The following is a 22,865-nucleotide window of genomic DNA, read 5'->3' as shown; positions in this document are numbered from 1 at the left end:
AACCCTAACAACTTCAACCACTTGACTCGCTGCGATCTCTCGAAGCGGGAGGCGAATCATACAGCGTTACAACCTGCTGTCAACCACCTTTTTCACCGCTTCCGGTCGGGACCGAAGCCCTTCCAGCTTCATCTCGACTCACGCAACCTGTTGATTAACAAGGCGTTTATCGTTCCGACTGCGTTGGAAGTGGTGCGCATTATAAGGGGATCTGAAAGGCCGTCAACCGTTAATTTCAAAAAACCTTCATTTCCTCGCAATACGCAGGAAAGCGCCTTCACGCCTGCCTGCGCACTCTCTTACAAGCTCGGGAAAGCAAACTGCGATGCCTCATGGGTCTTGCGCTGTGGCCAGCGCTGGGTGATCGACTTGCGACGGGTATAGAAGCGCACGCCATCGGGCCCATACGCGTGCAGGTCGCCGAACAGCGAACGCTTCCAGCCGCCGAAGCTGTGGTACGACACCGGCACCGGCAGCGGCACGTTCACCCCGACCATACCCACTTCGACCTCATCGCAGAACAACCGCGCTGCTTCACCGTCGCGGGTGAAGATGCACGTGCCGTTGCCGTACTCATGAGCATTGATCAGCTGCAGCGCCTCTTCCAGGCTGCCCACCCGCACCACACACAGCACCGGGCCGAAGATCTCTTCTTTATAGATACGCATCTGCGGGGTCACCCGATCGAAGAGCGTACCACCGACGAAGTACCCGTCCTCGTGCCCGGCCACGCGATAGCCGCGTCCGTCCACCACCAACCGAGCCCCGGCGGCCACACCGTCGTCGATGTAACCGACGACCTTGTCACGCGCAGCCGCAGTCACCAGTGGCCCCATGTCCAGACCGCACGCCGTTCCGGCACCGATCTTCAGCGCCTTGATCTGCGGCTCGAGCTTGGCGATCAACGCATCGGCGATCGCATCCCCCACGCAGACCGCTACCGAAATGGCCATGCAACGTTCGCCACAGGAGCCATAGGCCGCCCCCATCAAGGCACTGACGGCGTTGTCCAGTTCGGCGTCGGGCATCAGCACCGCGTGGTTCTTCGCCCCGCCCAGTGCCTGCACGCGCTTGCCGCGGCGGGTGCCTTCGGCATAGATGTACTCGGCGATCGGTGTCGAGCCGACGAAGCTCAAGGCCTTCACCTCGGGCGCCTCGATCAGCGCATCGACCGCTTCCTTGTCGCCGTGCACCACATTGAGAATGCCCTTGGGCAATCCGGCCTCTTCCAGCAGACGCGCGATGTACAGCGTCGAACTCGGATCACGCTCCGACGGCTTGAGGATGAAGGCATTGCCGCAGACGATCGCCAGCGGGTACATCCACAGCGGCACCATCGCCGGGAAGTTGAACGGCGTGATCCCGGCGACGATGCCCAGCGGCTGGAAGTCGGACCAGGCATCGATGTTCGGTCCGACGTTGCGGCTGTACTCGCCCTTGAGGATTTCCGGCGCGGCGCAGGCGAACTCCACGTTCTCGATCCCGCGCTTGAGCTCGCCGGCGGCGTCCTCAAGTGTCTTGCCGTGTTCGGTACTGATCAACTGTGCAATGGCCGCCTCATGCTGCTCGAGCAACTGCTTGAAACGGAACATTACCTGCGCGCGCTTGGCGGCCGGCGTATTGCGCCAGGCCGGGAAAGCCGCCTTGGCCGCATCGATCGCCTGTTGCAGGGTCGCGCGGTCGGCCAGCTCGACCTGGCCGATGACTTGGCCGGTGGACGGATTGAAAAGGTCGGCGGTACGCCCACCACGGGAAACCAGCTCACCATTGATCAGGTGCTGAACAGTGCTCATGCATGACTCCAGTCGAAAAAGGGGCAGCGGGCGCCGCCATGACGCCCGCGTACGGCATTCAGGCGATCAGTCGACCTGGGCGAGGGTTTCGCCCACCGCGTCGAACAGTCGGTCGAGTTCGTGCGGCTGGGCAGTGAAAGTCGGACCGAACTGCAGGGTGTCGCCGCCATAGCGCACGTAGAACCCGGCCTGCCAGAGCTTCATGGCGGTCTCGAACGGCCGCACGATCGCATCGCCGTCGCGTGGCGCGATCTGGATCGCGCCTGCCAGCCCGTAGTTGCGGATGTCCACCACATGAGGGCTGCCCTTGATGCCGTGCAGCGTGCGCTCGAAATGCGGCGCCAGCTCGGCGGCGGCCTGCACCAGGTTCTCGCGTTCCAGCAGCTCCAGCGTCGCCAGGCCGGCGGCACAGGCCAGGGGATGCGCCGAGTAGGTATAGCCATGCGGGAACTCCACGGCGTATTCCGGCGTGGGCTGGCTCATGAAGGTCTGGTAGATCTCGTGCCGCGCCACCACCGCGCCCATGGGCACGGCGCCGTTGGTGACCTGCTTGGCGATGCACATCAGGTCGGGCGTCACGTCGAACGCCTCGGCGCCGGTCATGGCCCCCATGCGACCGAAGCCGGTGATCACCTCGTCGAAGATCAGCAGGATGTTGTGCTGGGTGCAGATCTCGCGCAGCCGCTTGAGGTAACCCTGGGGGGGCGGCAGCACGCCGGCCGAGCCGGCCAGCGGCTCGACGATCACCGCGGCGATGTTCGATGCATCGTGCAGTTCGATCAGCTTGAGCATCTCGTCGGCCAGAGCGATGCCGCCCTGCTCGGGCAGCCCTTGACTGAAGACGTTGGCCGGCAGCAGCGTGTGCGGCAAGTGATCGACGTCCAGCAACTGGCCGAACATCTTGCGGTTGCCGTTGACCCCGCCCAGGCTCGTGCCGGCGATGTTCACCCCGTGGTAGCCTCGCGCACGGCCGATGATCTTGGTCTTGCTCGCCTGCCCTTTCAGCCGCCAGTAGGCGCGCACCATCTTCAGCGCGGTGTCGGCGCACTCGGAGCCCGAGTTGGTATAGAAGACATGATCGAGGTCGCCCGGCATCCGCTCGGCGATCTTCTCGGCCAGCTGGAACGACAGCGGGTGACCGAACTGGAAGCCCGGCGAGTAGTCCAGCACGCCCGCCTGCCGGGCGATGGCCTCGGTGATGGTCTGGCGAGTATGGCCGGCGCCGCAGGTCCACAGCCCGGACAGGGCATCGAAGATCTGCCGCCCCTTGTCATCGGTCAGGTAGTTGCCCTGGGCCGCCACGATCAGCCGTGGGTCGCGCTGGAAGTTGCGGTTGGCGGTGTACGGCATCCAGTGCGCATCCAGCTTGAGCTGGCTGGCGACGCCCGTCGGCGCAGTCTCGAACATGTTCATCAAGGGTCCTCGCGGATTCGGTCAGCGATGGGGTGTTGTTGCAGCCACAGTGGCACGCGGATAAAGTCCGGAAAACCCCTCGCTTCTAACCTTCAGTCAGGCGTTCACTAAACAGATGAGCCGTCGCCCCGACGTGCTGGCCCAGGTCAGCGACTTCGATATCCGCCTGTTGAAGATCTACCGCAGCGTGGTCGAGTGCGGTGGGTTTTCGGCCGCCGAAAACGTGCTGGGCATCGGCCGCTCGGCCATCAGCCAGCACATGAACGACCTGGAGCAACGTCTGGGCCTGCGGCTGTGCCAGCGAGGCCGCGCCGGCTTTTCCCTGACCGAGGAAGGCCGCGAGGTCTATCAGTCGTCGCTGCAACTGCTCGCGGCCCTGGAGACCTTCCGCACCGAGGTCAACGGCCTGCACCAGCACCTGCGCGGCGAGCTGAACATCGGCCTGACCGACAACCTGGTCACGCTGCCGCACATGCGCATCACCCATGCCCTGGCCGAACTCAAGGACCGTGGGCCGGACGTGCACATCCAGATCCGCATGATCCCGCCCAGCGAAGTCGAGCAGGGCGTGCTCGCGGGCAGCCTGCACGTGGGCGTGGTGCCGCAGACCCACCCGCTCGCCGGGCTGGACTACCAGCCGTTGTACAGCGAACGCTCGCTGCTCTACTGCGCCGTGGGCCACCCGTTGTTCTATGCCGACGATGCGCAGGTCGACGATGCGCGGCTCGACGCCCAGGACGCCGTGGCGCCGACCTTCCGACTGCCGACGCAGATCCAGGCGTGCTATCAGGCCCTGCGCTGCACGGCCAGCGCCTCGGATCGCGAGGGCATGGCCTTTCTGATTCTCACCGGGCGCTACATCGGTTACCTGCCCGAGCATTACGCCGACACCTGGGTCAGGGAAGGACGCCTGCGCGCGCTCAAGTCGACCTCGCGCTTCCATGACCTGAACCTGTGCTGGGTCACCCGCAAGGGACGGCGCCCGAACCTGGTCGTGGAAAGCTTCCTGGAAAGCCTGGCGGCGACACGCTAAGGCTTGTCACCTCGCCCCAGGCAGGTACTCTGTGCGCTCGTCATCCGCACCTTTCGTATGGAAGCGTTCAATGAGCCTAGAAGTGCCCGCGCATCGCGCCTCCCCTGCCGCCAAACCGGCCGGGCGCATCCGTCAGAAGAACGAGCAGGCCATTCTCCAGGCGGCCGAGGACGAGTTCGCGCGCCATGGGTTCAAGGGCACCAGCATGAACACCATCGCGACCAAGGCCGGCCTGCCCAAGGCCAACCTGCACTATTACTTCACCAACAAGCTGGGCCTGTACGTCGCCGTGCTCAGCAATATCCTCGACCTGTGGGACAGCACCTTCAATACCTTGACCGTCGAGGACGATCCCGGCGAAGCCCTGACGCGCTACATCCGCGCCAAGATGGAGTTCTCCCGCCGCAACCCCAAGGCTTCGCGGATCTTCGCCATGGAAGTGATCAGCGGCGGGCAGCGGCTGGGGGACTACTTCAGCGCCGACTACCGCCACTGGTTCCAAGGGCGCGCCGCGGTGTTCCAGGCCTGGATCGAGGCGGGCAAGATGGATCCGGTCGACCCGGTCCAGCTGATCTTCCTGATCTGGAGCAGCACCCAGCACTACGCGGACTTCGCCACCCAGATCTGCCAGGTCACCGAGCGCAAGCGCCTGACCCGGCAGGACATGCAGGTGGCCAGCGACAACCTGGTCCATATCATCCTCAAAGGGTGTGGAATTACCCCATCCGTCTGACGTGAGCCTATGCCTTCTACCCTGCTCGACCTCTGCGAGTTTCGCGAGGAGATCCGCAAGAGCCGCTTCATCACCCTGGCCGCCCCGATCACCTCGGTCGAAGACGCTGCGCGCTTCCTCGAGGCCCATGCCGATCCGGCCGCCACGCACAACTGCTGGGCCTGGAAACTGGGCGACCAGTACCGCAGCAACGACGACGGCGAGCCAGGCGGCACGGCCGGGCGCCCCATCCTGGCAGCGATCGAGGCCCAGGACTGCGACCAGGTCGTGGTGCTGGTGATCCGCTGGTACGGCGGCATTCAACTGGGCACGGGCGGGTTGGCGCGTGCCTATGGCGGCGGCGCCAACAAATGCCTGCAACAAGCGCCCAAACGGCTTCTGGTGCAACGCGACACGTTCACGTGCGCCTGCGCGTTCAGTGAGCTGGCGCTGCTCAAGCTGCGCCTGGCCGAGGTCGATGGGCTCGTGGTCGATGAGCAGTTCACGGCCAACGGTGTCGACCTGCACCTGGCCTTGAATTCGGACCGAGCCGACCACTTGCAGCGGCATTTGGCGGACCTGAGTCGCGGGCGTATTCGGCTCGTGCCCCTTGGATAAGTTGCCCACACCGGCTGTGGGTCGCCTTGTGGATAAGCTTGGGGCATACGTCTCCAGACCGCGAAACACGTAGCCTGCAGAAGATTGGACATTTTTTGACCAGCTTTTTCGGGCACCCTGCCCGCTGCGTACTCGTCGTTTCATCCACAGGCTGATGGGCCTTCTCCATCGGGTCGACACCGATTTTCACACAATTACTGTGGACGATCCTGTGGATAACCCGTGTGTGTTTGCGCAAGCAGGCGATACCCTCAGGCCCGCGGGCGATAGATCATTTTTTGTACACCCGTTGGTCTGCCGAGCGCCGCGACCTGGCGTATGCTGAGGGCTTTTCATCCATCGACTAGGAGTTTCCATGAGCGCATCCAAAACCGCACTGGTCATCGGCGCCTCGCGCGGCCTTGGCCTGGGTCTGGTCCAGCGGCTGCACGAAGGTGGCTGGAACGTCATCGCCACCGTGCGTGATCCGGCCAAGGCCACGGCCTTGCACGCGTTGCCGGGCGTACGGGTCGAAGCGCTGGAGATGAACGACGCGTCCCAGCTCGACGCACTCGCGCATTGCCTGGCAGGCGAGACGCTCGACCTGCTGTTCGTCAATGCCGGCGTCATGGGCCCCCTGCCTCAGTCCGCCGAGACCGTCCACCTCGAACAGGTCGGCGAGCTGTTCATGACCAACGCGGTCTCGCCAATTCGCGTCGCCCGCCGCCTGGTCGGCCAGGTACGACCCGGCACCGGCGTGGTGGCCTTCATGAGTTCGGGCCTGGGCAGCGTGACCAGCCCGGATGCTGGCGAAATCTGCCTGTACAAGGCCAGCAAGGCCGCACTCAATTCGATGATCAACAGCTTCGTGGTGGCGCTGCAGCGCCCGGACCTCTGCGTGCTGGCCCTGCACCCTGGCTGGGTTCGCACCGAAATGGGTGGCGAGAACGCCGAGATCGACGTGCTGACCAGTACCCGCGGGCTGCTCGAACACGTCGAGGCCCAGGCTGGCCACGGCGGGCTTCGCTTCCTGGACTACACCGGCCAGACCTTGACCTGGTAACCGGTACGTCCCGCGCACGGCAGGGTTCGGGCCGACGCTGGCGTCACTCGGTCGACTCGTCCCCCGCGCCAGGGCTGGACCTGTACAATGCGCGATTGTTAGTTGATCGAGATTCGCACCATGTATGACTGGCTCAATGCCTTGCCCAAGGCCGAACTGCACCTGCACCTTGAAGGTTCGCTCGAGCCCGAGCTGTTGTTCGCCCTTGCCGAACGCAACAAGATCGCCCTGCCCTGGCAGGACGTGGACGCGTTGCGCAGCGCCTATGCTTTCGGCAACCTGCAGGAATTCCTCGACCTCTACTACCAGGGCGCCAACGTGCTGCGCACCGAGCAGGACTTCTATGACCTGACCTGGGCCTACCTGCAGCGCTGCAAGGCGCAGAACGTCATCCACACCGAGCCGTTCTACGACCCGCAGACCCACACCGACCGTGGCATTCCCTTCGAGGTGGTGCTCGACGGCATCACCCGCGCGCTCAAGGACGGCCGTGAGCAACTGGGCATCACCAGCGGGCTGATCCTGAGCTTCCTGCGTCACCTGAGCGAAGAGCAGGCCGAACGCACCCTGGACCAGGCCCTGCCGTTCCGCGATGCCTTCGTGGCCGTCGGCCTGGACAGTTCCGAGATGGGTCACCCGCCGAGCAAGTTCAAGCGCGTCTTCGACCGTGCCCGTGGCGAAGGCTTCCTGACGGTCGCCCACGCCGGCGAAGAAGGCCCGCCCGAGTACATCTGGGAAGCCCTGGACCTGCTGAAGATCGAGCGTATCGACCATGGCGTGCGCGCCATCGAGGACGAACGCTTGATGCAGCGGATCATCGACGAGCAGATCCCGCTGACCGTCTGCCCCCTGTCCAACACCAAGCTGTGCGTGTTCGAGCACATGGGCCAGCACAACATCCTCGACATGCTCGAGCGTGGCGTGAAGGTCACGGTCAACTCCGACGACCCAGCCTACTTCGGCGGCTACGTGACCGAGAACTTCATGGCCCTGCATGAGCACCTGGGCATGACCCAGGCACAAGCCACCCGCCTGGCGCAGAACAGCCTGGATGCACGCTTGGTCAAGTAAGGCGCACGCCACCCTCGAGATGACGCAAGTCGCACCGGTTGCGTGCGACTCGCGTCGACCTGAAGGTCGGTGCGGTATCAGCTAACCGGCCTGCCAGGTCGGCAGACACGCGATCTGGTTGATCTGCTGCAAGCCTGAAGCCGAAAGGCGCAAGGCCCGCGACTGCTCATGCTCGCGAATCCAGCCGGACTGCATGAACAGTTTGAAGAACGCCTGCCCCAGGCTGCCGCCCAGGTGCGGCCGCTGGTCACTCCATTCGCAGCAATGGCAGATCACGCATTCGCGATGCGCCCCCGGCGCCAGGGCGTCGATGAACACACCGATCGCGGCCAGTTGCTGGCGCCCTTCCAGGCTGACGCGCTGCCGTGGCTCCTGGCCTTCCAACCAGTTCGCCAGCACCAGGCGATCGTACAGGTCGGCGGCCAACTTTCCTCCCAGATGATCACCGCAGCGCCGTGCCTGACGCATCGAAACCGGGATATCCAAGGGCAAAGGTAGGGCGGGCTTGTCCAGCGCACTGCCGACGCGAACGCTGGCCATGGCCTCCACCGCCATGCCGACCTCGGGCGTGGCCAGGCGGAAATAGCGCTTGCGGCCCCGGGTTTCCGGCCGCACCAACCCCCCTGTGGACAACAGCGACAGGTGGGCACAGGCCGACGACGCGCTCAACCCGGTCATCGTGGCCAATTCGTCGGCCGGTCGCGCGACGCCATCGATCAGCGCCCACAACATGGCGCTGCGTTTGGGATCGGCCATCAAACTGGCGATCTGACTGATACTGCTGACAGCTTTCATCTTTCGGGTAACTCCCTGCGTCATCTGTCTGATAGCGGAACATCAGCCAGGCTCGGCGAGCGCCTCGAACAATCGCCAGGTCGCGCAAGGGACGAACACGTCAGAACGGCATGACCTCTGCCAGGCTGCTCCACGTTGCCACGCGCTGCGCCCTGACAGGGAAGCATCTCTCGCTGGCACTGGCTGCCGGGGGCAGTATAAGCGGCGACTCCGCGGGCGCTCCTGACCTGGAACGCTCCAGCCCCCACCGAGGGGCAGAGGGTCGCCCAGGTTGATGGATCCGACTGCGCTCGCGTGACCAGCCAGTCGGACCATGCGCACGATGGCATGCCTGGTCCTCGCCCCGCTCGCGCGCGTCGAGGGCCTTCGCTGGGTCTGAATGAATAGGTAAAGGCCCACACCAAGCTTCATGGGGTATGGCAAAAGAATAAGAAATTTCCCTATTCACCAATTTGTGTCAACGCTTCACCTTCACGCGGACGAACAGGGGTGAGCCCCTCAGCCAGCGCGCCCTGCCCGACGCGCCAAGGTGGCCATGACCACCACTGCCGCACCGCACAGGCTGATGACCAAGGCCATCGGCACCGCGCTGCCATCGTGCAACACCCCCACCAACGCTGCCGCGCCGGACGCCACGCTGAACTGCATGCAGCCCATCAGGGCCGAAGCGCTGCCCGCGCGGGCGCCCTGCCCGGCCATGGCACACGCCGACGCGTTGGGCGCGATGCACCCGAGGCTGGCGATGCAGACGAACAGCGGCACCAGCAACGGCCAGAGCGATGCCGGCCGCAGCGTGGCCACCAGCAGCAAGGTGAGCGCCGCGGCCAGGTAGACCCAGATGGCACGCCCCAACAAGACGGCCGGGCCGCGACGCGCCAAAAGACGTGCATTGACCTGGGCGACGAGAATGAAGCCTGCGGCGTTGATCCCGAACAGCCAACCATAATGCTCGGCCGGCACGTCATAGAGCTTGATGAACACGAACGGTGAACCGGCGATGTAGGCGAACATGCCGGCGATGGCGATGCCGCCGGTCAAGGCATGGCCCACGAACGTCCGGTCACGCAGCAGCCGCCCGTACTGACGCAATGCGCCCGACAACGGCTGGCGCGGCAGGTGCGCCGGCATGCTCTCGCCCAGGCCCAGGTAGACTGCCACCAGGCACAACGCGCTGAACAGGCTCAGCACCAGGAAGATGGACTGCCAACCGGACACGCTGACCAGCAGGCCACCGAGCATGGGCGCCAGGATCGGTGCCAGCCCCATCACCAGCATCAGCTGCGAGAACACCTTGGCCGCGTCGATCGGCTCACAGCGATCGCTGACGATGGCGCGCGACAGCACCATGCCGGCACATCCCCCCAGGGCCTGGACGAAGCGTGCGGCGATCAGGGCATCGAGTGTCGGCGCGAAGGCGCACACCAGCGACGCCACGACGAACAGCCCCACGCCGAACAGCAACGGCAACCGACGGCCGAACCGGTCGGCGATCGGCCCATAGGCCAGCTGCCCGATCGACAGACCGAGGAAGTAGGCCGCGAGGGTAGTCTGCACGTGCTTTTCATCGGTGGCGAAGGCCTGGGCCATGGCCGGAAAGGCAGGCAGGTAAAAGTCGATCGCCAGGGGCCCGAACGCACTCAGGGCCCCCAGGATCAAGATCATTCGAAGGTTCATCCAACATCCTTAGCAGGCTAAGCAATTGCCTAGTTTACCCGGCCTGCCTGCGCTCGGCATGAAAACCTTGCCGAGCGGTCGGACATCTCTGCGTTTTCCCTAGAGCGCCTTGACGTGGTAGCCCTCCTCGGTGATGGCCGCGATGATCTGCTCGGTCGACAGTGGGCTGGTCACCCTCACCCGTCCGCTCGCCAGATCCACCTCCACGACCGCCGTGGCATCGTGCGCCTGCAGGGCGCGGGTGATGGCCTTGACGCAATGGCCACAGCTCATGCCGTGTACGTCGAACGTCTGCATGGTCTTCTCTCCTGTCGAAATGAGCTTCAGTCTCGTGCTTGCCCCTATGGCAAGGTCAAGCCCGTGCAGCGCCTGACGCTGGAAATCTTGCCTCAGGTCGGCCAAGCTGCGCCTTTGCCAGGCGGTCGACAGGAGAGCCGTGATGATCAAGACAACGATCGGCGTGATGGGGCTGCTGGGCACCCTGGCGCTGCCCCCTGCCCAGGCCGAAGGCAACCATGACTACAGCGTGCTGATCATTTCCCGCGAGCGCCTGGAAGTGGCGACCAGCTGCGAGATCGGCATCTATCTCGACGATCAGCTGGTGGCGCGGCTGTTCCAGGAGCAGTCCACTTCGTTCAACCTGCCGGCCGGGCAGGTGGACGTGCGCCTGCGGCGCCTGCCCGGTCAGGCGCCTGGCTGCAGCAATGGGCTGGAAAACCAGCGCAGCGTGCGCCTCACGCTGCCTGCCGGGCAGATCGTCAAGTACCGCATCGCCATGGAAGGCCCTGGCTTCACGCTGAGGCCGACCAGCCTGGGCTATTGACCTTGACCACGGGACAAGGTCGATGCTGACGGTGTGAACCGAGGAGCCAGACCATGCCAACAGCCATCACCTACCACCTGCCGATCGACGGCATGACCTGCGCCAGTTGCGCAGGCAGGGTCGAACGGGCCTTGCGCAAGGTCGCCGGGGTCGATCAGGTCAGCGTCAACCTGGCGACCGAACAGGCACGGGTCGAGGCCCCACCGCAGAGCCTGCCGACCTTGATCGAGGCCGTTTCCCAGGCAGGCTATCAGGTGCCGTTGCAGGCGCTGGACCTGCGCCTCGAGGGCATGACCTGCGCCAGTTGCGCCGGGCGGGTCGAGCGCGCCTTGCTGAAAGTCCCTGGCGTGTTGCAGGCGAGCGTCAACCTGGCCAGCGAACGCGCCCAGGTCCAGGTACTCGGCTCGGTCGCTATCGACGCCTTGCTGGCGGCCGTGCGCGACGCCGGCTACGGCGCCGACCGCCTGGAAGAGACGCAGCAACCCCACGCCGCAGGCCGCCGGAACCTGCTCAGTGAGCGCACGGCCCTGATCCTTGCCCTGCTGCTGGCCGCGCCGCTGGTACTGCCCATGGCCCTGCAACCGTTCGGCGTGCACGTCATGCTGCCGATCTGGGCGCAATGGCTGCTCGCCACGCCCGTGCAGTTCGTGCTCGGCGCCCGTTTCTATGTCGCCGCCTGGAAGGGCCTGCGCGCCCATGCCGGCAACATGGACCAGCTGGTCGCGCTCGGGACCAGCGCTGGCTACGGACTGAGCCTGTACCAATGGGCGGTGGCCGACGCAGGTGCCCCCCCACACGTGTATTTCGAAGCCTCGGCGGTGGTCATCGCCCTGGTCCTGCTGGGCAAGTACCTGGAACGCCGCGCCAAGCGCCAGACCGCCAGCGCCCTGCGTGCCCTCGAAGCCTTACGCCCGGACCGGGCGATCCGGGTGATCGACGGCCGGGAAGAGGACGTCCCGATCAGCCAGCTGCGCGTGGGCGACGAGGTACGGGTCAAGCCGGGCGAGCGCTTCCCGGTCGATGGTGAGGTCCTCGACGGCAACAGCCTGGTCGATGAATCGTTGATCAGCGGCGAAAGTCGGCCCGTACCCAAGCGACCCGGCGATTCTGTGACGGGCGGCGCCATCAACATCGATGGCGCCTTGCGGGTCCGTACCGTGGCAGTCGGCACCGAAACCGTGCTGGCCCGCATCATTCGCCTGGTCGAGCAGGCCCAGGCGGCCAAGGCGCCGATCCAGAAACTGGTAGACCAGGTCAGCCAGGTGTTCGTCCCGGTCATCCTGCTGGTGGCCCTGTGCACCCTGCTCGGCTGGCTGTGGGCAGGCGCCGACGCCCAGGTCGCCGTGATCAACGCCGTCGCCGTACTGGTGATCGCCTGTCCCTGTGCGCTGGGGCTGGCCACGCCCGCGGCGATCATGGCCGGCACGGGCGTGGCGGCCCGTCACGGCATCCTGATCAAGGACGCCGAGACCCTGGAGCGGGCCCATGCCGTGGACCAGGTTGTCTTCGACAAGACCGGCACGTTGACGTCCGGCCACCCACGCCTGGTGCACTGGCAGGCCAACGACGGCGAGGGTGACGAGGTGCTGGCCCTGGCCGGCAGCCTGCAACGTGGCAGCGAACACCCGTTGGCCCATGCCGTCCTCGACACCTGCCAGGCACAGGGTGTGGCCGTGCAGCCGCCCGAACGGACCCGCGTGGTCAGCGGCCAGGGCATCGTCGGCCAGGTCCGGGGACGGACCTTGGCACTGGGCAACGCCCACCTGCTCGTACAAGGCGAACCGCTGGCCGGCCCCTTGGCAGCGCAGGCACAGGCCTGGGAGCAGCAAGGCCATACCCTGTCCTGGCTGGTCGAACAGGCTCCGGTACCGCGCGTGCTCGGCCTGTTCGCCTTCGGCGACACCCTCAAGCCTGGCGCCCGTCCCGCCGTGCAGGCCTTGCAGGCACAGGGCATCGCCTGCCACCTGTTGACCGGCGACAATCACGGCAGCGCCCAGGCGGTGGCCGAGGCGACCGGCATCGACCAGGTGCAGGCGCAGGTGCTGCCGGCCGACAAGGCCGCACAGGTGCAGGCGCTGCGCACGCGCGGTGTGGTGGCCATGGTCGGCGACGGCATCAACGATGCGCCAGCCCTGGCGGCGGCCGACATCGGCATCGCCATGGGCGGCGGCACCGACGTGGCCATGCAGGCCGCCGGCATCACCCTCATGCGTGGGGATCCACGGCAGGTGCCCGCCGCCCTCGAGATCAGCCGCAAGACCTACGCCAAGATCCGCCAGAACCTGTTCTGGGCCTTCATCTACAACCTGATCGGCATCCCGTTGGCGGCCTTCGGCCTGCTCGACCCGGTCCTGGCCGGGGCGGCGATGGCACTGTCCAGCGTCAGCGTGGTCAGCAATGCGTTGTGGTTGAAGACCTGGACTCCCTCCCCCCTCAGCGAGGCCCCATGAACATCGGACAAGCCGCCCGGCGCAGTGGGCTCAGCGCCAAGATGATCCGCTACTACGAGACGATCGGCCTGTTACGCCCGGCCACCCGCAGCGACAGCGGCTACCGCGTGTACCGCGAGCAGGACCTCGACAGCCTGGCGTTCATCAAGCGCTCGCGCGACCTGGGGTTCTCCCTGGACGAAGTCGGCCAGCTGCTGCGCCTGTGGCAGGACGGCGACCGGGCCAGCGCCGACGTCAAGCGCCTGGCCACCCAGCACATCGATGACCTGAACAGGCGGATCGAGGAGCTGGTCGGTCTGCGCGACACCCTCGACCGTCTTGTCACCTCCTGCCAGGGTGACGCACGTCCCGACTGCCCGATCCTCGAAGGGCTGGCGAGCGGCCGCTGCGACGGTCCGACACACACCGACGAGACGCCCTGCATGTTGAATCCGACAGATCGATGTTCCGATCGCGACATCCCACGCTGAATCCAGACACGACGCCTCAAGAGAACCCCCCGCGCTGCCGATGGTGTGTGTATCTGCCAAGCTTTATAAAAAAAATCGGGAGCGTGGATGAACATCAAACAGAAACTGACGTGGGCGTTCGCCGTCATCGCCGGCCTGCCCATCGTGCTGGTGGCCACCCTCGTGGTGCTGAACCTGCGCAGCGAGTCGCGCGAGGGCTTTCTCGACAGCAGCACGCGCGAGGTGCGGCAGGTCAGCAATGCCATGCAGCTGTTCTTCAAGGCCATCGACGAGAACGTGGAAATGCTCGCCAACCACCCGGCGATCACGACCGGCAATGGCGAGCTGAACAAGTACATGAGCGCAGCGCCCTCCCGTGTGCTGGGCGAGCGCGACCAGCGCGTCCTCGACATCTTCAACGCGCTGGGCAATAGCCATGCAAGCTACGCCTACCTGTCGTATGGCGTGAGTGATGGCGGCTACGTCTCCTACCCGGCCGGGCAGAACTTCACCAACTACGACCCCGCCAGCGCCCCTGGTACCAGGCGGCCATGGCTCAACCGGGCAAGACCGTGCGCACCAGCGCCTACTTCTGGCCGGCGGACAATGCCGTGCTCATCGGCAACGTGCGCACGGTCGCCAACCAACTGGGCAACCCTGGGGGCGTCGTCGGGGTCGACGTCTCCATCGGTGGCCTCACCGAGATCGTGCGCAAGATCAAGCTCGGTGACAGCGGCTACCTGATGCTGGTGGAAAACAACGGCAACGTGCTGGTCGACCCGCGTGACGCCGAACACAACTTCAAGCCGCTGGCCAGCTTCGGCGACGGCTATGCCGAGCTGGCCCGCGCTGGCAAGGGCCTGGTCGAGGTCACCCTCGGTGGCGAGCGCTACATGGCCAACGTGTACCCCGACGAGGCGCTCGGCTGGACCTTCATCGGCCTGATCCAGGAGCGTGAGGTGATGCAGTCGGCCACCCGCCTGTCCTGGCTGATCGGTGGGATCGCGCTGGTGCTGGCCATTATCTTCGCCATCGTCGGCGCCGCCTTCGCCAGGCTGATCGTGCGCCCCATCAACAGCGTCACCCGTGGCCTGGAAGACATCGCCCAGGGCGAAGGCGACCTGACCCGCAACCTGGACGTGCGCGGTCGTGACGAAACCGCGCAACTGGCCAGCTGGTTCAACCAGTTCCTCGAGGCCATTCGCAGCCTGATCCAGCACATCGGCGGCGCGGCCGGCAAGATCCTCAGCACCTCGGCCAGCTCCACCCAGGTCTCGGGCAACATGGCCGAAGCCGCCGGGCGTCAGCGCGAGGCAGTGGACATGGTCTCCACCGCCTTCCACGAGATGGTTGCCACGGCCAACGAAGTGGCGCGTTCCTGCAGCCAGGCCGCCGAGTCCGCCGACAGTGGTCAGCGCCAGGCGCACGAAGGTCAGCAGCAGATCGATGCGGCCGTGCAGAGCGTGCATCGCCTGAGCCAGGAGATCGAGCAGTCGGCGCAGTCGATCCAGCAACTGGAGCGCGACAGCAACGCGATCCAGTCGATCCTCGGCACCATCCGCTCGATCGCCGAACAGACCAACCTGCTGGCGCTCAACGCCGCCATCGAAGCGGCGCGTGCCGGCGAGCAAGGCCGCGGCTTCGCCGTGGTGGCCGACGAAGTCCGCGCGCTGGCCAAGCGTACCGCCGACTCCACCGCCGAGATCGACGGCCTGCTCGGCAACCTGGCCTCGCGCACCGCCGAGGTCGCCGGGCAGATGCATGCCAGCCTGGACGTCTCGCAGGACTCGGTCACCCGCATCAGCCAGGCCCGTGACAGCTTCGGGCAGATCCGCGAGTCGGTGGACATCATCCGCGACATGAATACCCAGATCGCCACGGCGGCCGAAGAGCAGCATCAGGTGGCCGAGGACATCAACCGGCACATCAGCCAGATCCACGGCGATGCGCAACTGGTGGCCGAACTGGCCCAGGCTGCCCGCCACGATTCGGAAAGCCTGGCCGGTCTGTCCAACGAGCTGGACGCCCTGGTGCGACGCTTCCGCACCTGACCCTCAGCGCCGCAGTTCGCCCGGTGTGAAACCGAAACGCTGGCGAAAGGCGGCGATGAAGGCCGAGGTCGACTCGTAACCGCAGCCCAACGCCGCGTCCGTCACGCTGTCGCCGCTCTCCAGCAAGGCCAACGATGACAGCAGGCGCATGCGTTGACGCCAGTGCCGGAAGCTCAGCCCCGTCTCGCGCAGGAACAACCGCGTCAGTGTCTTCTCCGAGCAGGCCAGACGCTCGGCCCACACCCCCAGCGTGCAGGGTTGGTCAGGCTCGGCGAGCATGGTATTGCACAGCGCCAGCAAGCCGGGATGTCGTGGCAGCGGCAACGAGAACCCTACCTCCGGCAAGCTTTCGAGCTGGTCCAGCAGCACGGCGACCAGGCGTGCCTCAGCGCTGTCCGGCTGCGGGTAATGGGCGTCGAACCGGCAGAACTGCTTGATCAACTCACGGGTCAGGGGAGTCACTTCCAGCACCCGGCACTGAGGGGCCGCCCATGCGCAGGCATCGCGCCGTACATAGAGGCTGCGCATGTCCGCCTCGGTGGAGGTGACGACCTCGTGGTCCACACCGGCGGGGATCCAGATACCCCACTGCGGCGGTGCGAAGTAGCTGCCGCGTTCGGTGTAGACGCCCAATACGCCGGTGATCGCGTAGGAAAACTGTACCCAGTCATGGCAGTGCCGCGTGGTCCATGACCCGGCTCCGAGGCTCTCGACCCGGGCATACAGGGGGCGGGGCAAAGTCTCGAGCGCGGGAATGGGTCTTGGGCTGGCGAGGCGGTTGGGGAGTGGCATGGCGTCGTCTGGGGCAAAAGCCAGAGCATGCCAGCAAAGCCCATGCTGCGTCCTCTGCGTTCGTGGATGCTAGCTTCGAACGCTCAGGCGGGCCGCCGGCTGTCACGGGCAAGCCCCATCCGTGTCACGGCAGGTAGGTGCGATCGTCTGTGAGCGCAGCTGTCTTTTCTGCAGGACCGCATTGGCTGTTTTATGGGCCCTGGCGGGCCCAATCGCGGCACAGGGGCCGCTCACCCGTAGCCCCACCTCGGTGTTGCAGGCTATCGCGGTCACCTGTGGGCGGCCCCAGTGCCGCGATTGGGCCCGCAGGGCCCACAAAACCAGTCCCCCCAGCCTGTGTATAACGACCCTGCACTGCCTAGCGCTCGATGATCGCCGTCACGCCCTGGCCACCCGCTGCACAGATGGAAATCAGGCCGCGCCCCTTGCCGGCATGGGCCAGCAACTTGGCCAGGTGCGCCAGGATGCGTCCCCCCGTGGCGGCGAAGGGGTGACCAGCCGCCAGCGAGCTGCCCTTGACGTTCAGCCGGCTGCGGTCGATCGCCCCCAAGGCACCGGGCAAGCCCAGCGTCTCGCGGCAGTAGGCCTCGCTTTCCCAGGCCTTGAGGGTGCACAGCACCTGCGCCGCGAACGCCTCGTGGATCTCGTAGTAGTCGAAATCCTGCAGGCTCAGGCCGTTGCGGGCCAGCAACCGGGGTACCGCATGCACGGGCGCCATCAGCAGGCCCTCCTGGCCTTTGACGAAGTCCACCGCCGCCGTCTCGCCGTCGACCCACCAGGCCTGTATCGGCAAGCCCTGGGCGTCGGCCCACGCCTCGCTGCCGAGCAGTACCAAGGAGGCGCCATCGGTGAGCGGCGTCGAGTTGCCCGCCGTCAGCGTGCCCTGGCCGCCACGCTCGAACACCGGCTTGAGCGCGGCCAATTGCGCCTCGGTCAGGTCAGGTCGCAGGTTGTTGTCGCGCGTCAGCCCCCGGTACGGCGTGAGCAGGTCGTCGTGCCAGCCTTCGGCGTAGGCGGCGGCCAGGCGCTGATGGCTGAGCAACGCCAGTGCATCCTGCTCGTCCCGTGGAATCTGCCAGTGCTGGGCCATGCGCTCGCAGTGCTGGCCCATGGACAACCCGGTGCGCGGCTCGCCATTGCGTGGCAGCTCAGGCTTGAGATGTGCAGGACGCAACCCGAGAAAGGGCGTGAGCCGCTGCCCGAGGCTCTTGCCTCGGTTGGCCTGCAGCAGCACCTGGCGCAGGCCCTCGTTGACCGCGATCGGTGCGTCCGAGGTGCTGTCCACGCCGCCGGCGATCCCGCAGTCGATCTGCCCCAGGGCGATCTTGTTCGCCACCAGCAGCGCCGCCTCCAGCCCCGTACCGCATGCCTGCTGCACGTCGTAGGCCGGCGTCTGTGGCGACAAGCGCGAGCCCAGCACGCACTCACGGGTCAAGTTCAGGTCGCGTGAATGCTTGAGCACCGCGCCGGCCACCACCTCTCCCAGGCGCTGGCCATGCAGACGGTAGCGTTCCACCAGACCCTCCAGGGTGGCGGTCAGCATGGCCTGGTTGCTGGCCTGGGCGTAGGCACCGTTGGAACGGGCGAACGGGATTCGGTTGCCGCCTATGATCGCGACCCGACGAGCTTCACGCATGTGCATACTCCTTCTGACACCTCTTGATCCCTAGAGCCTAGGTGTTCTTGCCTGCGTCGAACGACCCTGGGCCCTCAATGGTCCACACTGCATGCTTGCCTCAAGGAGACCCCAACATGAGTGATCGATACCTCGGCTTTGCCAACTCCCCCTTGGGTCGACGCCTGGTCGAGGCGCTGGGGCTGCCCCGCCCGGCCCCGCTGGAGCGCTGGCAGTCCGGCCGTCTGCGCCCGGTCGAGGGCGCCCTGGTCATCGGTGGCGGGCCGCTGGCGAACGCAGTGGAAGCATTTGCCGCACGCCTGACCGACACCTGCTACAGCTACGCCGGCCAAGGCTTGCAGGCACCTGCCTGGGTAGCCGGGCTGGGACCGACGCTCAAGGCGGTGGTCTTCGATGCCAGTCACTTGTCCGACAGCGTTCAGCTCAAGCAGTTGCGCGAATTCTTCCAGCCGCTGCTGCGCAGCCTGGACCGCAGTGCCCATGTGGTCATCCTCGGCACGCCGCCGGACACCGTGTCGAACCCGGCCGCCAGCGTCGCCCAGCGTGCGCTCGAAGGGTTCAGCCGCTCGCTGGCCAAGGAGCTGCGCAATGGCGCGACGGCACAACTGCTGTACGTGGGCCAAGACGCCCATGACCAGCTCGAAGGCGCCTTGCGTTTCTTCCTCTCGCCCAAGAGTGCCTTCGTCTCCGGCCAGGTCCTGCACCTGCAAGGGTGCGAGCGCCAGGTCCAGGACTGGACCCGTCCCTTGGGCGGCTGTCGCGCCCTGGTGACCGGTGCCGCCCGTGGCATCGGCGCCTCGATCGCCGAAACCCTGGTGCGCGATGGTGCCGACGTGGTGCTGCTGGATGTCCCCCAGGCCCGTCAGGACCTGGAAGCCTTGGCGGCCCGCCTGGGTGGCCAGGCGCTGGCCCTCGACATCTGCGCCGCCGACGCCGCCGAGCGTCTGCAGGCAAGCCTGGCCGACGGCGTGGACCTGGTCGTGCACAACGCCGGGATCACCCGTGACAAGACCTTGGCCAACATGACCCCCGAGTACTGGGATTCGGTCATGGCGGTGAACCTCGACGCACCCCAGGTCCTGACCCAGGCCCTGTTCGACGCCGGCACCCTGCGCAGCGGCGGCCGGGTGGTGCTGCTGGCCTCGGTCAGCGGAATCGCCGGCAACCGTGGCCAGACCAACTATGCCGCGAGCAAGGCCGGGTTGATCGGCCTGGCCGAGGCCCTGGCCCCGCGCCTGGCCGAACGCGGCGTCACCATCAATGCGGTGGCCCCAGGCTTCATCGAGACCCACATGACCGCCAGCATGCCCATCGGGTTGCGCGAGGCGGGTCGACGCCTGGCCTCGCTGGGCCAGGGTGGGCGCCCGCAGGATGTAGCCGAGGCAGTGGCCTGGCTCGGACAACCCGGTTCCGGGGCCATCACCGGCCAGGTGCTGCGCGTCTGCGGCCAAGCGTTGATGGGGGCATGAGCATGGCTATCGAGTGGCATGACCTGCACGCCCCCGAGTCGGCGGCAAGCCTGTACCTGCGGGCGTTGCGCACGCGCACGATCCGCGGCGCGACGCTGCCGGCCAGCGGCCTGCGCTGCACCCTGCGCGTCGATCGCGACCACTTGGCCGCCTACCGTGGCCTGTGCCGTTTTCCCGACGACGGTCATCTGCCGGCGACTTATCTCCATCTCATGGCGTTCGGCTTGCACCTGCAACTGATGACAGCGCCCTCCTTTCCGTTCCCGTTGCTGGGCATGGTCCATCTGGACAACCGCCTCGAGGTGCTGCGTCCCTTGGGCGGCCTCGACACCCTGCAGTTCGCGGTACATGCCGAGCACCTGCGCCCACACGCCAAGGGCGGCACCTTCGATCTGGTCACCGAGGCCGAGGACGGCCTGGGCATGATCTGGCGCGAGACCAGCCGCATGCTGGTCCGCGGCCTGCGCCTCGACGCCTCGGCGGACGATCCTGTCGCCGCGCACGACACTCCGTCCGGGCTGAACCCCTTGACCCGCTGGTACGCCGACAGCGATATCGGTCGTCGCTACGCCAAGGTCAGCGGCGACTACAACCCGATTCACCTCAGTGCCCTCAGCGCCCGCCTGTTCGGCTTCCCCACGGCCATTGCCCATGGCATGTACAGCCTGGCCAGAACCCTGGCGGCCTTGCAGGGCCACCTGCCCAAGCACGGTTACGGCGTCGACGTCGCCTTTCGCAAGCCGGTCCGCCTGCCGACCGAGGTGGTTCTCTCCACCAGCGACCTGCAGGCGCCTGCCGGGCAGGTGCGTCTGGAAGGACACGATGGGCCCTTGCACCTGGAGGGCCGCTGGTTCGGGCTGACCTGAGAAGGCTCTGGCGCAGCCGTACACAGCACGACCGACCGTGTCTTGCCCCTTGCGTTGCCTCGACGCGGGCCCGAAGCTATGCAGCTGGGTCCGCATTGATGAAACGAGTCCGATGAACCTGTCCGAACTGACCGCACGCCTGCATGCCATCCGCGACGCCAATGACTGGCAACGCTTCCACAGCCCGAAGAACCTGGCCATGGCGGCCAGCGTCGAAATGGCCGAGCTGGTCGAGATCTTCCAGTGGCTGGGGGAGGATCAGTCCCGCCACCTGCCCGCCGATCAGCTGGCCCATGCTGGTCAGGAAATCGGTGACGTCGTGCTGTACCTGCTGCTGCTGTGCAGCGAGCTGGGGCTGGACATGGACACTGTCGTGCGCGACAAGCTGGCCGACAGCGAACGGCGCTTCGCCCGATGAACGACCGTCACTTCGACGCGCTGGCCGCACGTTTCGCGCAGAAGATCTATGGCGGCGCCAAGGGCGCCATCCGCCTGGCCGTGCTGCAGGCCGACCTGGCGCAGACTCTGCCTGAGCGCCCCCTGCGCGTGCTCGACGTCGGTGCCGGGCTGGGCCACATGGCATTGTGGCTGGCCGAGCGCGGCCACCAGGTGACGCTTGCCGAGCCCGCCGCGCCCATGCTCGACGGCGCCCGTGAGCGCTTTGCCGAAGCCGGCCAGGACGCCACGTTCCTTCAGGCCGACTGGCAGTCCTTGCCGGCGCAGCTCGACACCCCTTTCGACCTGGTGATCTGCCATGCCGTGCTGGAGTGGCTGGCCGAGCCACCGGCCATCCTGCCAGTGCTGCATCGACTGACCCGCCCCGACGGCTGGTTGTCCCTGGCGTTCTACAACCGCGACGCCCTGGTCTACCGCAACCTGCTCAAAGGCCACTGGCGCAAGTTGCGCAGCGACGAACTGGCCGGCGAAAAGCAGAGCCTGACGCCGCAGACGCCCCTCGATCCGCGCACGCTGCGCACGCAACTCGAACCTCTCTGGCAGGTCGAAAGCGAAAGCGGCGTGCGCGTGTTCCACGACTACATGCCCAGGGACTTCCAGACCAAGGCGGCGCTGGCCGACCTGCTGGAGATGGAACTGGCCCACCGTCGCCACCCCAGCTTCGCCGGCCTGGGCCGCTACCTGCACTGGATCTGCAGGCCACGCTGACCGCCATTCGGCAGGAGGTAACCATGTTGCATCGACGCCTGTGCCTGGCCGTGCTGCCCTTCGTGCTGAGCGCCTGCCAGAGTCCCAACCCGTACGTCGCCAGTTCCCTGCCCCTGCCGCCCGCCCCGGCGCAGGCCAGCCGGACCTTCGACGCCAGTGCCTACCCGGCGCCGACCCGTGACTATGGCCGCTACCGGAGCTGGAGCTGGCGTGAGGGTCGGCTGCCGAGTGGGGGGGCCAACACCGACCCGGCGCAACTGACCGACGCCATCGGCAGCGCGCTCGATCAGCAAGGCCTGCGACCCGCGCGGGACCGTGTCGGCGACCTGCTGGTCAGTGCTGACGTTCGCCTCGAGCGGCGTGTCCGTCAGGTGCGTGACTATGACGACTACCCCTACGGCGGCACGCCCTACGGTGGGGTAGGCTACGGCGGCTATCGCAATGGCTACGGCGGCTACGCCAGCGTCCCGGTGGTGCGCACCTACGACGTCGAGGTGATGGTGGTGCACATCGACCTGCTCGATGCTCGGGACGGTCAACCGGTGTGGAGTGGCAGCGCCGAAACCGGCAGCGACAGGTCCTCGCCCCGGGCGCGCGAAGACGCCGTGCGCGAGGCCGTCAAGAAAGCGCTGAGCGGCTTCCCGCCCAGCTGAATACCGAATAACGGAGAAAGGCCATGATCGCTCGTGTCGCGCTGCTGTCGTTCATGCTGTTGCTGGGGGCGTGTGCCACCCACGACGTCTCACAGGATTTCGATGCCGGACGCGATTTCGCCGCCTACCGCAGCTGGGCCTGGCAGCGACCAGCGCTGGAGTATCGCCCCGACGATCCGCGCATCAAGAGCGACCTGACCGAGCAGCGCATCCGCGAAGCCATCGCCAGCCAGCTCGACCAGCGTGGCCTGCGTCCGGTCCAGGCCGGCGCGCCGGCAGACGTGACGGTGCGCGCCTACCTGGTGGTCGAGGATCGGCAGCAGCTGGTCACCAACACCTACGGCGGCGGTTGGGGTGGCGG

Annotated in this window: 21 protein-coding genes and 2 pseudogenes; 16 read left to right on the top strand and 7 right to left on the bottom strand. The window is 66.4% G+C overall.

What is annotated here, in order from left to right; translation table 11 throughout:
* Positions 1 to 299: 299 nt before the first annotated feature.
* Both G7007_RS20430 and G7007_RS20425 read right to left on the bottom strand, forming a co-directional pair.
* The gene (locus tag G7007_RS20430; RefSeq protein ID WP_181104713.1) at positions 300 to 1,793 is read right to left on the bottom strand and encodes a CoA-acylating methylmalonate-semialdehyde dehydrogenase; all 1,494 of its coding nucleotides are present in this window, start codon (positions 1,791 to 1,793) and stop codon (positions 300 to 302) included.
* A 66-nt stretch (positions 1,794 to 1,859) separates the two neighbouring features.
* Complete coding sequence (locus G7007_RS20425) at positions 1,860 to 3,206, bottom strand: aspartate aminotransferase family protein (RefSeq protein WP_181104711.1); 1,347 nt, start codon at positions 3,204 to 3,206, stop codon at positions 1,860 to 1,862.
* 115 nt (positions 3,207 to 3,321) lie between these two features.
* Here G7007_RS20425 and G7007_RS20420 point away from each other — a divergent pair, with 115 nt between their 5' ends.
* From G7007_RS20420 to G7007_RS20400, 5 genes are all read left to right on the top strand, one after another.
* The gene (locus G7007_RS20420; RefSeq protein ID WP_181104709.1) at positions 3,322 to 4,239 is read left to right on the top strand and encodes a LysR family transcriptional regulator; all 918 of its coding nucleotides are present in this window, start codon (positions 3,322 to 3,324) and stop codon (positions 4,237 to 4,239) included.
* A 70-nt stretch (positions 4,240 to 4,309) separates the two neighbouring features.
* Positions 4,310 to 4,972, top strand: coding sequence for a TetR/AcrR family transcriptional regulator (locus tag G7007_RS20415; RefSeq protein WP_181104707.1), 663 nt, complete (start codon positions 4,310 to 4,312; stop codon positions 4,970 to 4,972).
* A 9-nt stretch (positions 4,973 to 4,981) separates the two neighbouring features.
* The gene (locus G7007_RS20410) at positions 4,982 to 5,569 is read left to right on the top strand and encodes an IMPACT family protein (RefSeq protein ID WP_181104705.1); all 588 of its coding nucleotides are present in this window, start codon (positions 4,982 to 4,984) and stop codon (positions 5,567 to 5,569) included.
* Positions 5,570 to 5,924: 355 nt separating this feature from the next.
* Positions 5,925 to 6,611 (top strand): SDR family oxidoreductase, encoded by a 687-nt coding sequence (locus tag G7007_RS20405; protein ID WP_181104700.1) that lies wholly within the window; start codon positions 5,925 to 5,927, stop codon positions 6,609 to 6,611.
* Between the two features lie 120 nt (positions 6,612 to 6,731).
* Entirely contained in the window at positions 6,732 to 7,682 is a 951-nt protein-coding gene (locus G7007_RS20400; protein ID WP_060395727.1) for an adenosine deaminase, read from the top strand.
* A gap of 81 nt (positions 7,683 to 7,763) precedes the next feature.
* Here the strand turns inward: G7007_RS20400 and G7007_RS20395 are convergent, their stop codons facing one another.
* From G7007_RS20395 to G7007_RS20385, 3 genes are all read right to left on the bottom strand, one after another.
* Positions 7,764 to 8,477: an ArsR/SmtB family transcription factor gene (locus G7007_RS20395; protein WP_181104698.1), complete on the bottom strand. Its 714-nt coding sequence runs from the start codon at positions 8,475 to 8,477 to the stop codon at positions 7,764 to 7,766.
* Positions 8,478 to 8,975: 498 nt separating this feature from the next.
* Positions 8,976 to 10,151 carry a multidrug effflux MFS transporter gene (locus tag G7007_RS20390; RefSeq protein ID WP_181104696.1) on the bottom strand — a complete coding sequence of 392 codons (1,176 nt, stop codon included), beginning with the start codon at positions 10,149 to 10,151 and terminating at the stop codon, positions 8,976 to 8,978.
* Between the two features lie 99 nt (positions 10,152 to 10,250).
* Complete coding sequence (locus G7007_RS20385) at positions 10,251 to 10,448, bottom strand: heavy-metal-associated domain-containing protein (protein ID WP_181104694.1); 198 nt, start codon at positions 10,446 to 10,448, stop codon at positions 10,251 to 10,253.
* Between the two features lie 142 nt (positions 10,449 to 10,590).
* Between G7007_RS20385 and G7007_RS20380 the strand changes: the two genes are divergently transcribed.
* From G7007_RS20380 to G7007_RS20365, 5 genes and pseudogenes are all read left to right on the top strand, one after another.
* Positions 10,591 to 10,974, top strand: a complete 384-nt coding sequence (locus tag G7007_RS20380; RefSeq protein ID WP_181104692.1) for a hypothetical protein — start codon at positions 10,591 to 10,593, stop codon at positions 10,972 to 10,974.
* A gap of 53 nt (positions 10,975 to 11,027) precedes the next feature.
* A complete protein-coding gene (locus G7007_RS20375) occupies positions 11,028 to 13,424 on the top strand; it encodes a heavy metal translocating P-type ATPase (RefSeq protein ID WP_181104690.1) in 2,397 nt (798 codons plus the stop codon).
* Positions 13,421 to 13,813: pseudogene (cueR, locus tag G7007_RS20370) on the top strand (Cu(I)-responsive transcriptional regulator); the annotation flags it as partial. The gene G7007_RS20375 and the pseudogene cueR, both read left to right, overlap by 4 nt.
* A 168-nt stretch (positions 13,814 to 13,981) precedes the next feature.
* Positions 13,982 to 14,201, top strand: a pseudogene (locus G7007_RS22695) (methyl-accepting chemotaxis protein); the annotation flags it as partial.
* 223 nt (positions 14,202 to 14,424) lie between these two features.
* A complete protein-coding gene (locus G7007_RS20365) occupies positions 14,425 to 15,924 on the top strand; it encodes a methyl-accepting chemotaxis protein (RefSeq protein ID WP_445675912.1) in 1,500 nt (499 codons plus the stop codon).
* Positions 15,925 to 15,927: 3 nt separating this feature from the next.
* Here the strand turns inward: G7007_RS20365 and G7007_RS20360 are convergent, their stop codons facing one another.
* Positions 15,928 to 16,716 carry an AraC family transcriptional regulator gene (locus tag G7007_RS20360; protein WP_181104686.1) on the bottom strand — a complete coding sequence of 263 codons (789 nt, stop codon included), beginning with the start codon at positions 16,714 to 16,716 and terminating at the stop codon, positions 15,928 to 15,930.
* A 358-nt stretch (positions 16,717 to 17,074) separates the two neighbouring features.
* On the bottom strand, positions 17,075 to 18,352 hold the full coding sequence (locus G7007_RS20355; protein ID WP_181104684.1) for an acetyl-CoA C-acetyltransferase: 1,278 nt from the start codon (positions 18,350 to 18,352) through the stop codon (positions 17,075 to 17,077).
* 116 nt (positions 18,353 to 18,468) lie between these two features.
* Here G7007_RS20355 and G7007_RS20350 point away from each other — a divergent pair, with 116 nt between their 5' ends.
* From G7007_RS20350 to G7007_RS20325, 6 genes are all read left to right on the top strand, one after another.
* Positions 18,469 to 19,821: a 3-oxoacyl-ACP reductase gene (locus G7007_RS20350; protein ID WP_181104681.1), complete on the top strand. Its 1,353-nt coding sequence runs from the start codon at positions 18,469 to 18,471 to the stop codon at positions 19,819 to 19,821.
* Positions 19,822 to 19,823: 2 nt separating this feature from the next.
* Positions 19,824 to 20,687 carry a MaoC family dehydratase gene (locus G7007_RS20345; RefSeq protein ID WP_181104715.1) on the top strand — a complete coding sequence of 288 codons (864 nt, stop codon included), beginning with the start codon at positions 19,824 to 19,826 and terminating at the stop codon, positions 20,685 to 20,687.
* 112 nt (positions 20,688 to 20,799) lie between these two features.
* Complete coding sequence (locus G7007_RS20340) at positions 20,800 to 21,105, top strand: MazG-like family protein (RefSeq protein WP_181104679.1); 306 nt, start codon at positions 20,800 to 20,802, stop codon at positions 21,103 to 21,105.
* On the top strand, positions 21,102 to 21,851 hold the full coding sequence (locus tag G7007_RS20335) for a methyltransferase domain-containing protein (RefSeq protein ID WP_181104677.1): 750 nt from the start codon (positions 21,102 to 21,104) through the stop codon (positions 21,849 to 21,851). The genes G7007_RS20340 and G7007_RS20335 overlap by 4 nt, the downstream gene beginning before the upstream one ends.
* Positions 21,852 to 21,874: 23 nt before the next feature.
* A complete protein-coding gene (locus tag G7007_RS20330; protein ID WP_181104675.1) occupies positions 21,875 to 22,504 on the top strand; it encodes a DUF4136 domain-containing protein in 630 nt (209 codons plus the stop codon).
* A 23-nt stretch (positions 22,505 to 22,527) separates the two neighbouring features.
* A partial coding sequence (locus tag G7007_RS20325; RefSeq protein WP_181104673.1) for a DUF4136 domain-containing protein occupies positions 22,528 to 22,865 on the top strand: 338 nt, incomplete at its 3' end.

The organism is Pseudomonas entomophila (assembly GCF_013523125.1).
GTDB classification, from domain to species: Bacteria; Pseudomonadota; Gammaproteobacteria; order Pseudomonadales; family Pseudomonadaceae; genus Aquipseudomonas; species Aquipseudomonas entomophila_B.
This window is presented reverse-complemented; position numbering and strand designations above follow the sequence as displayed.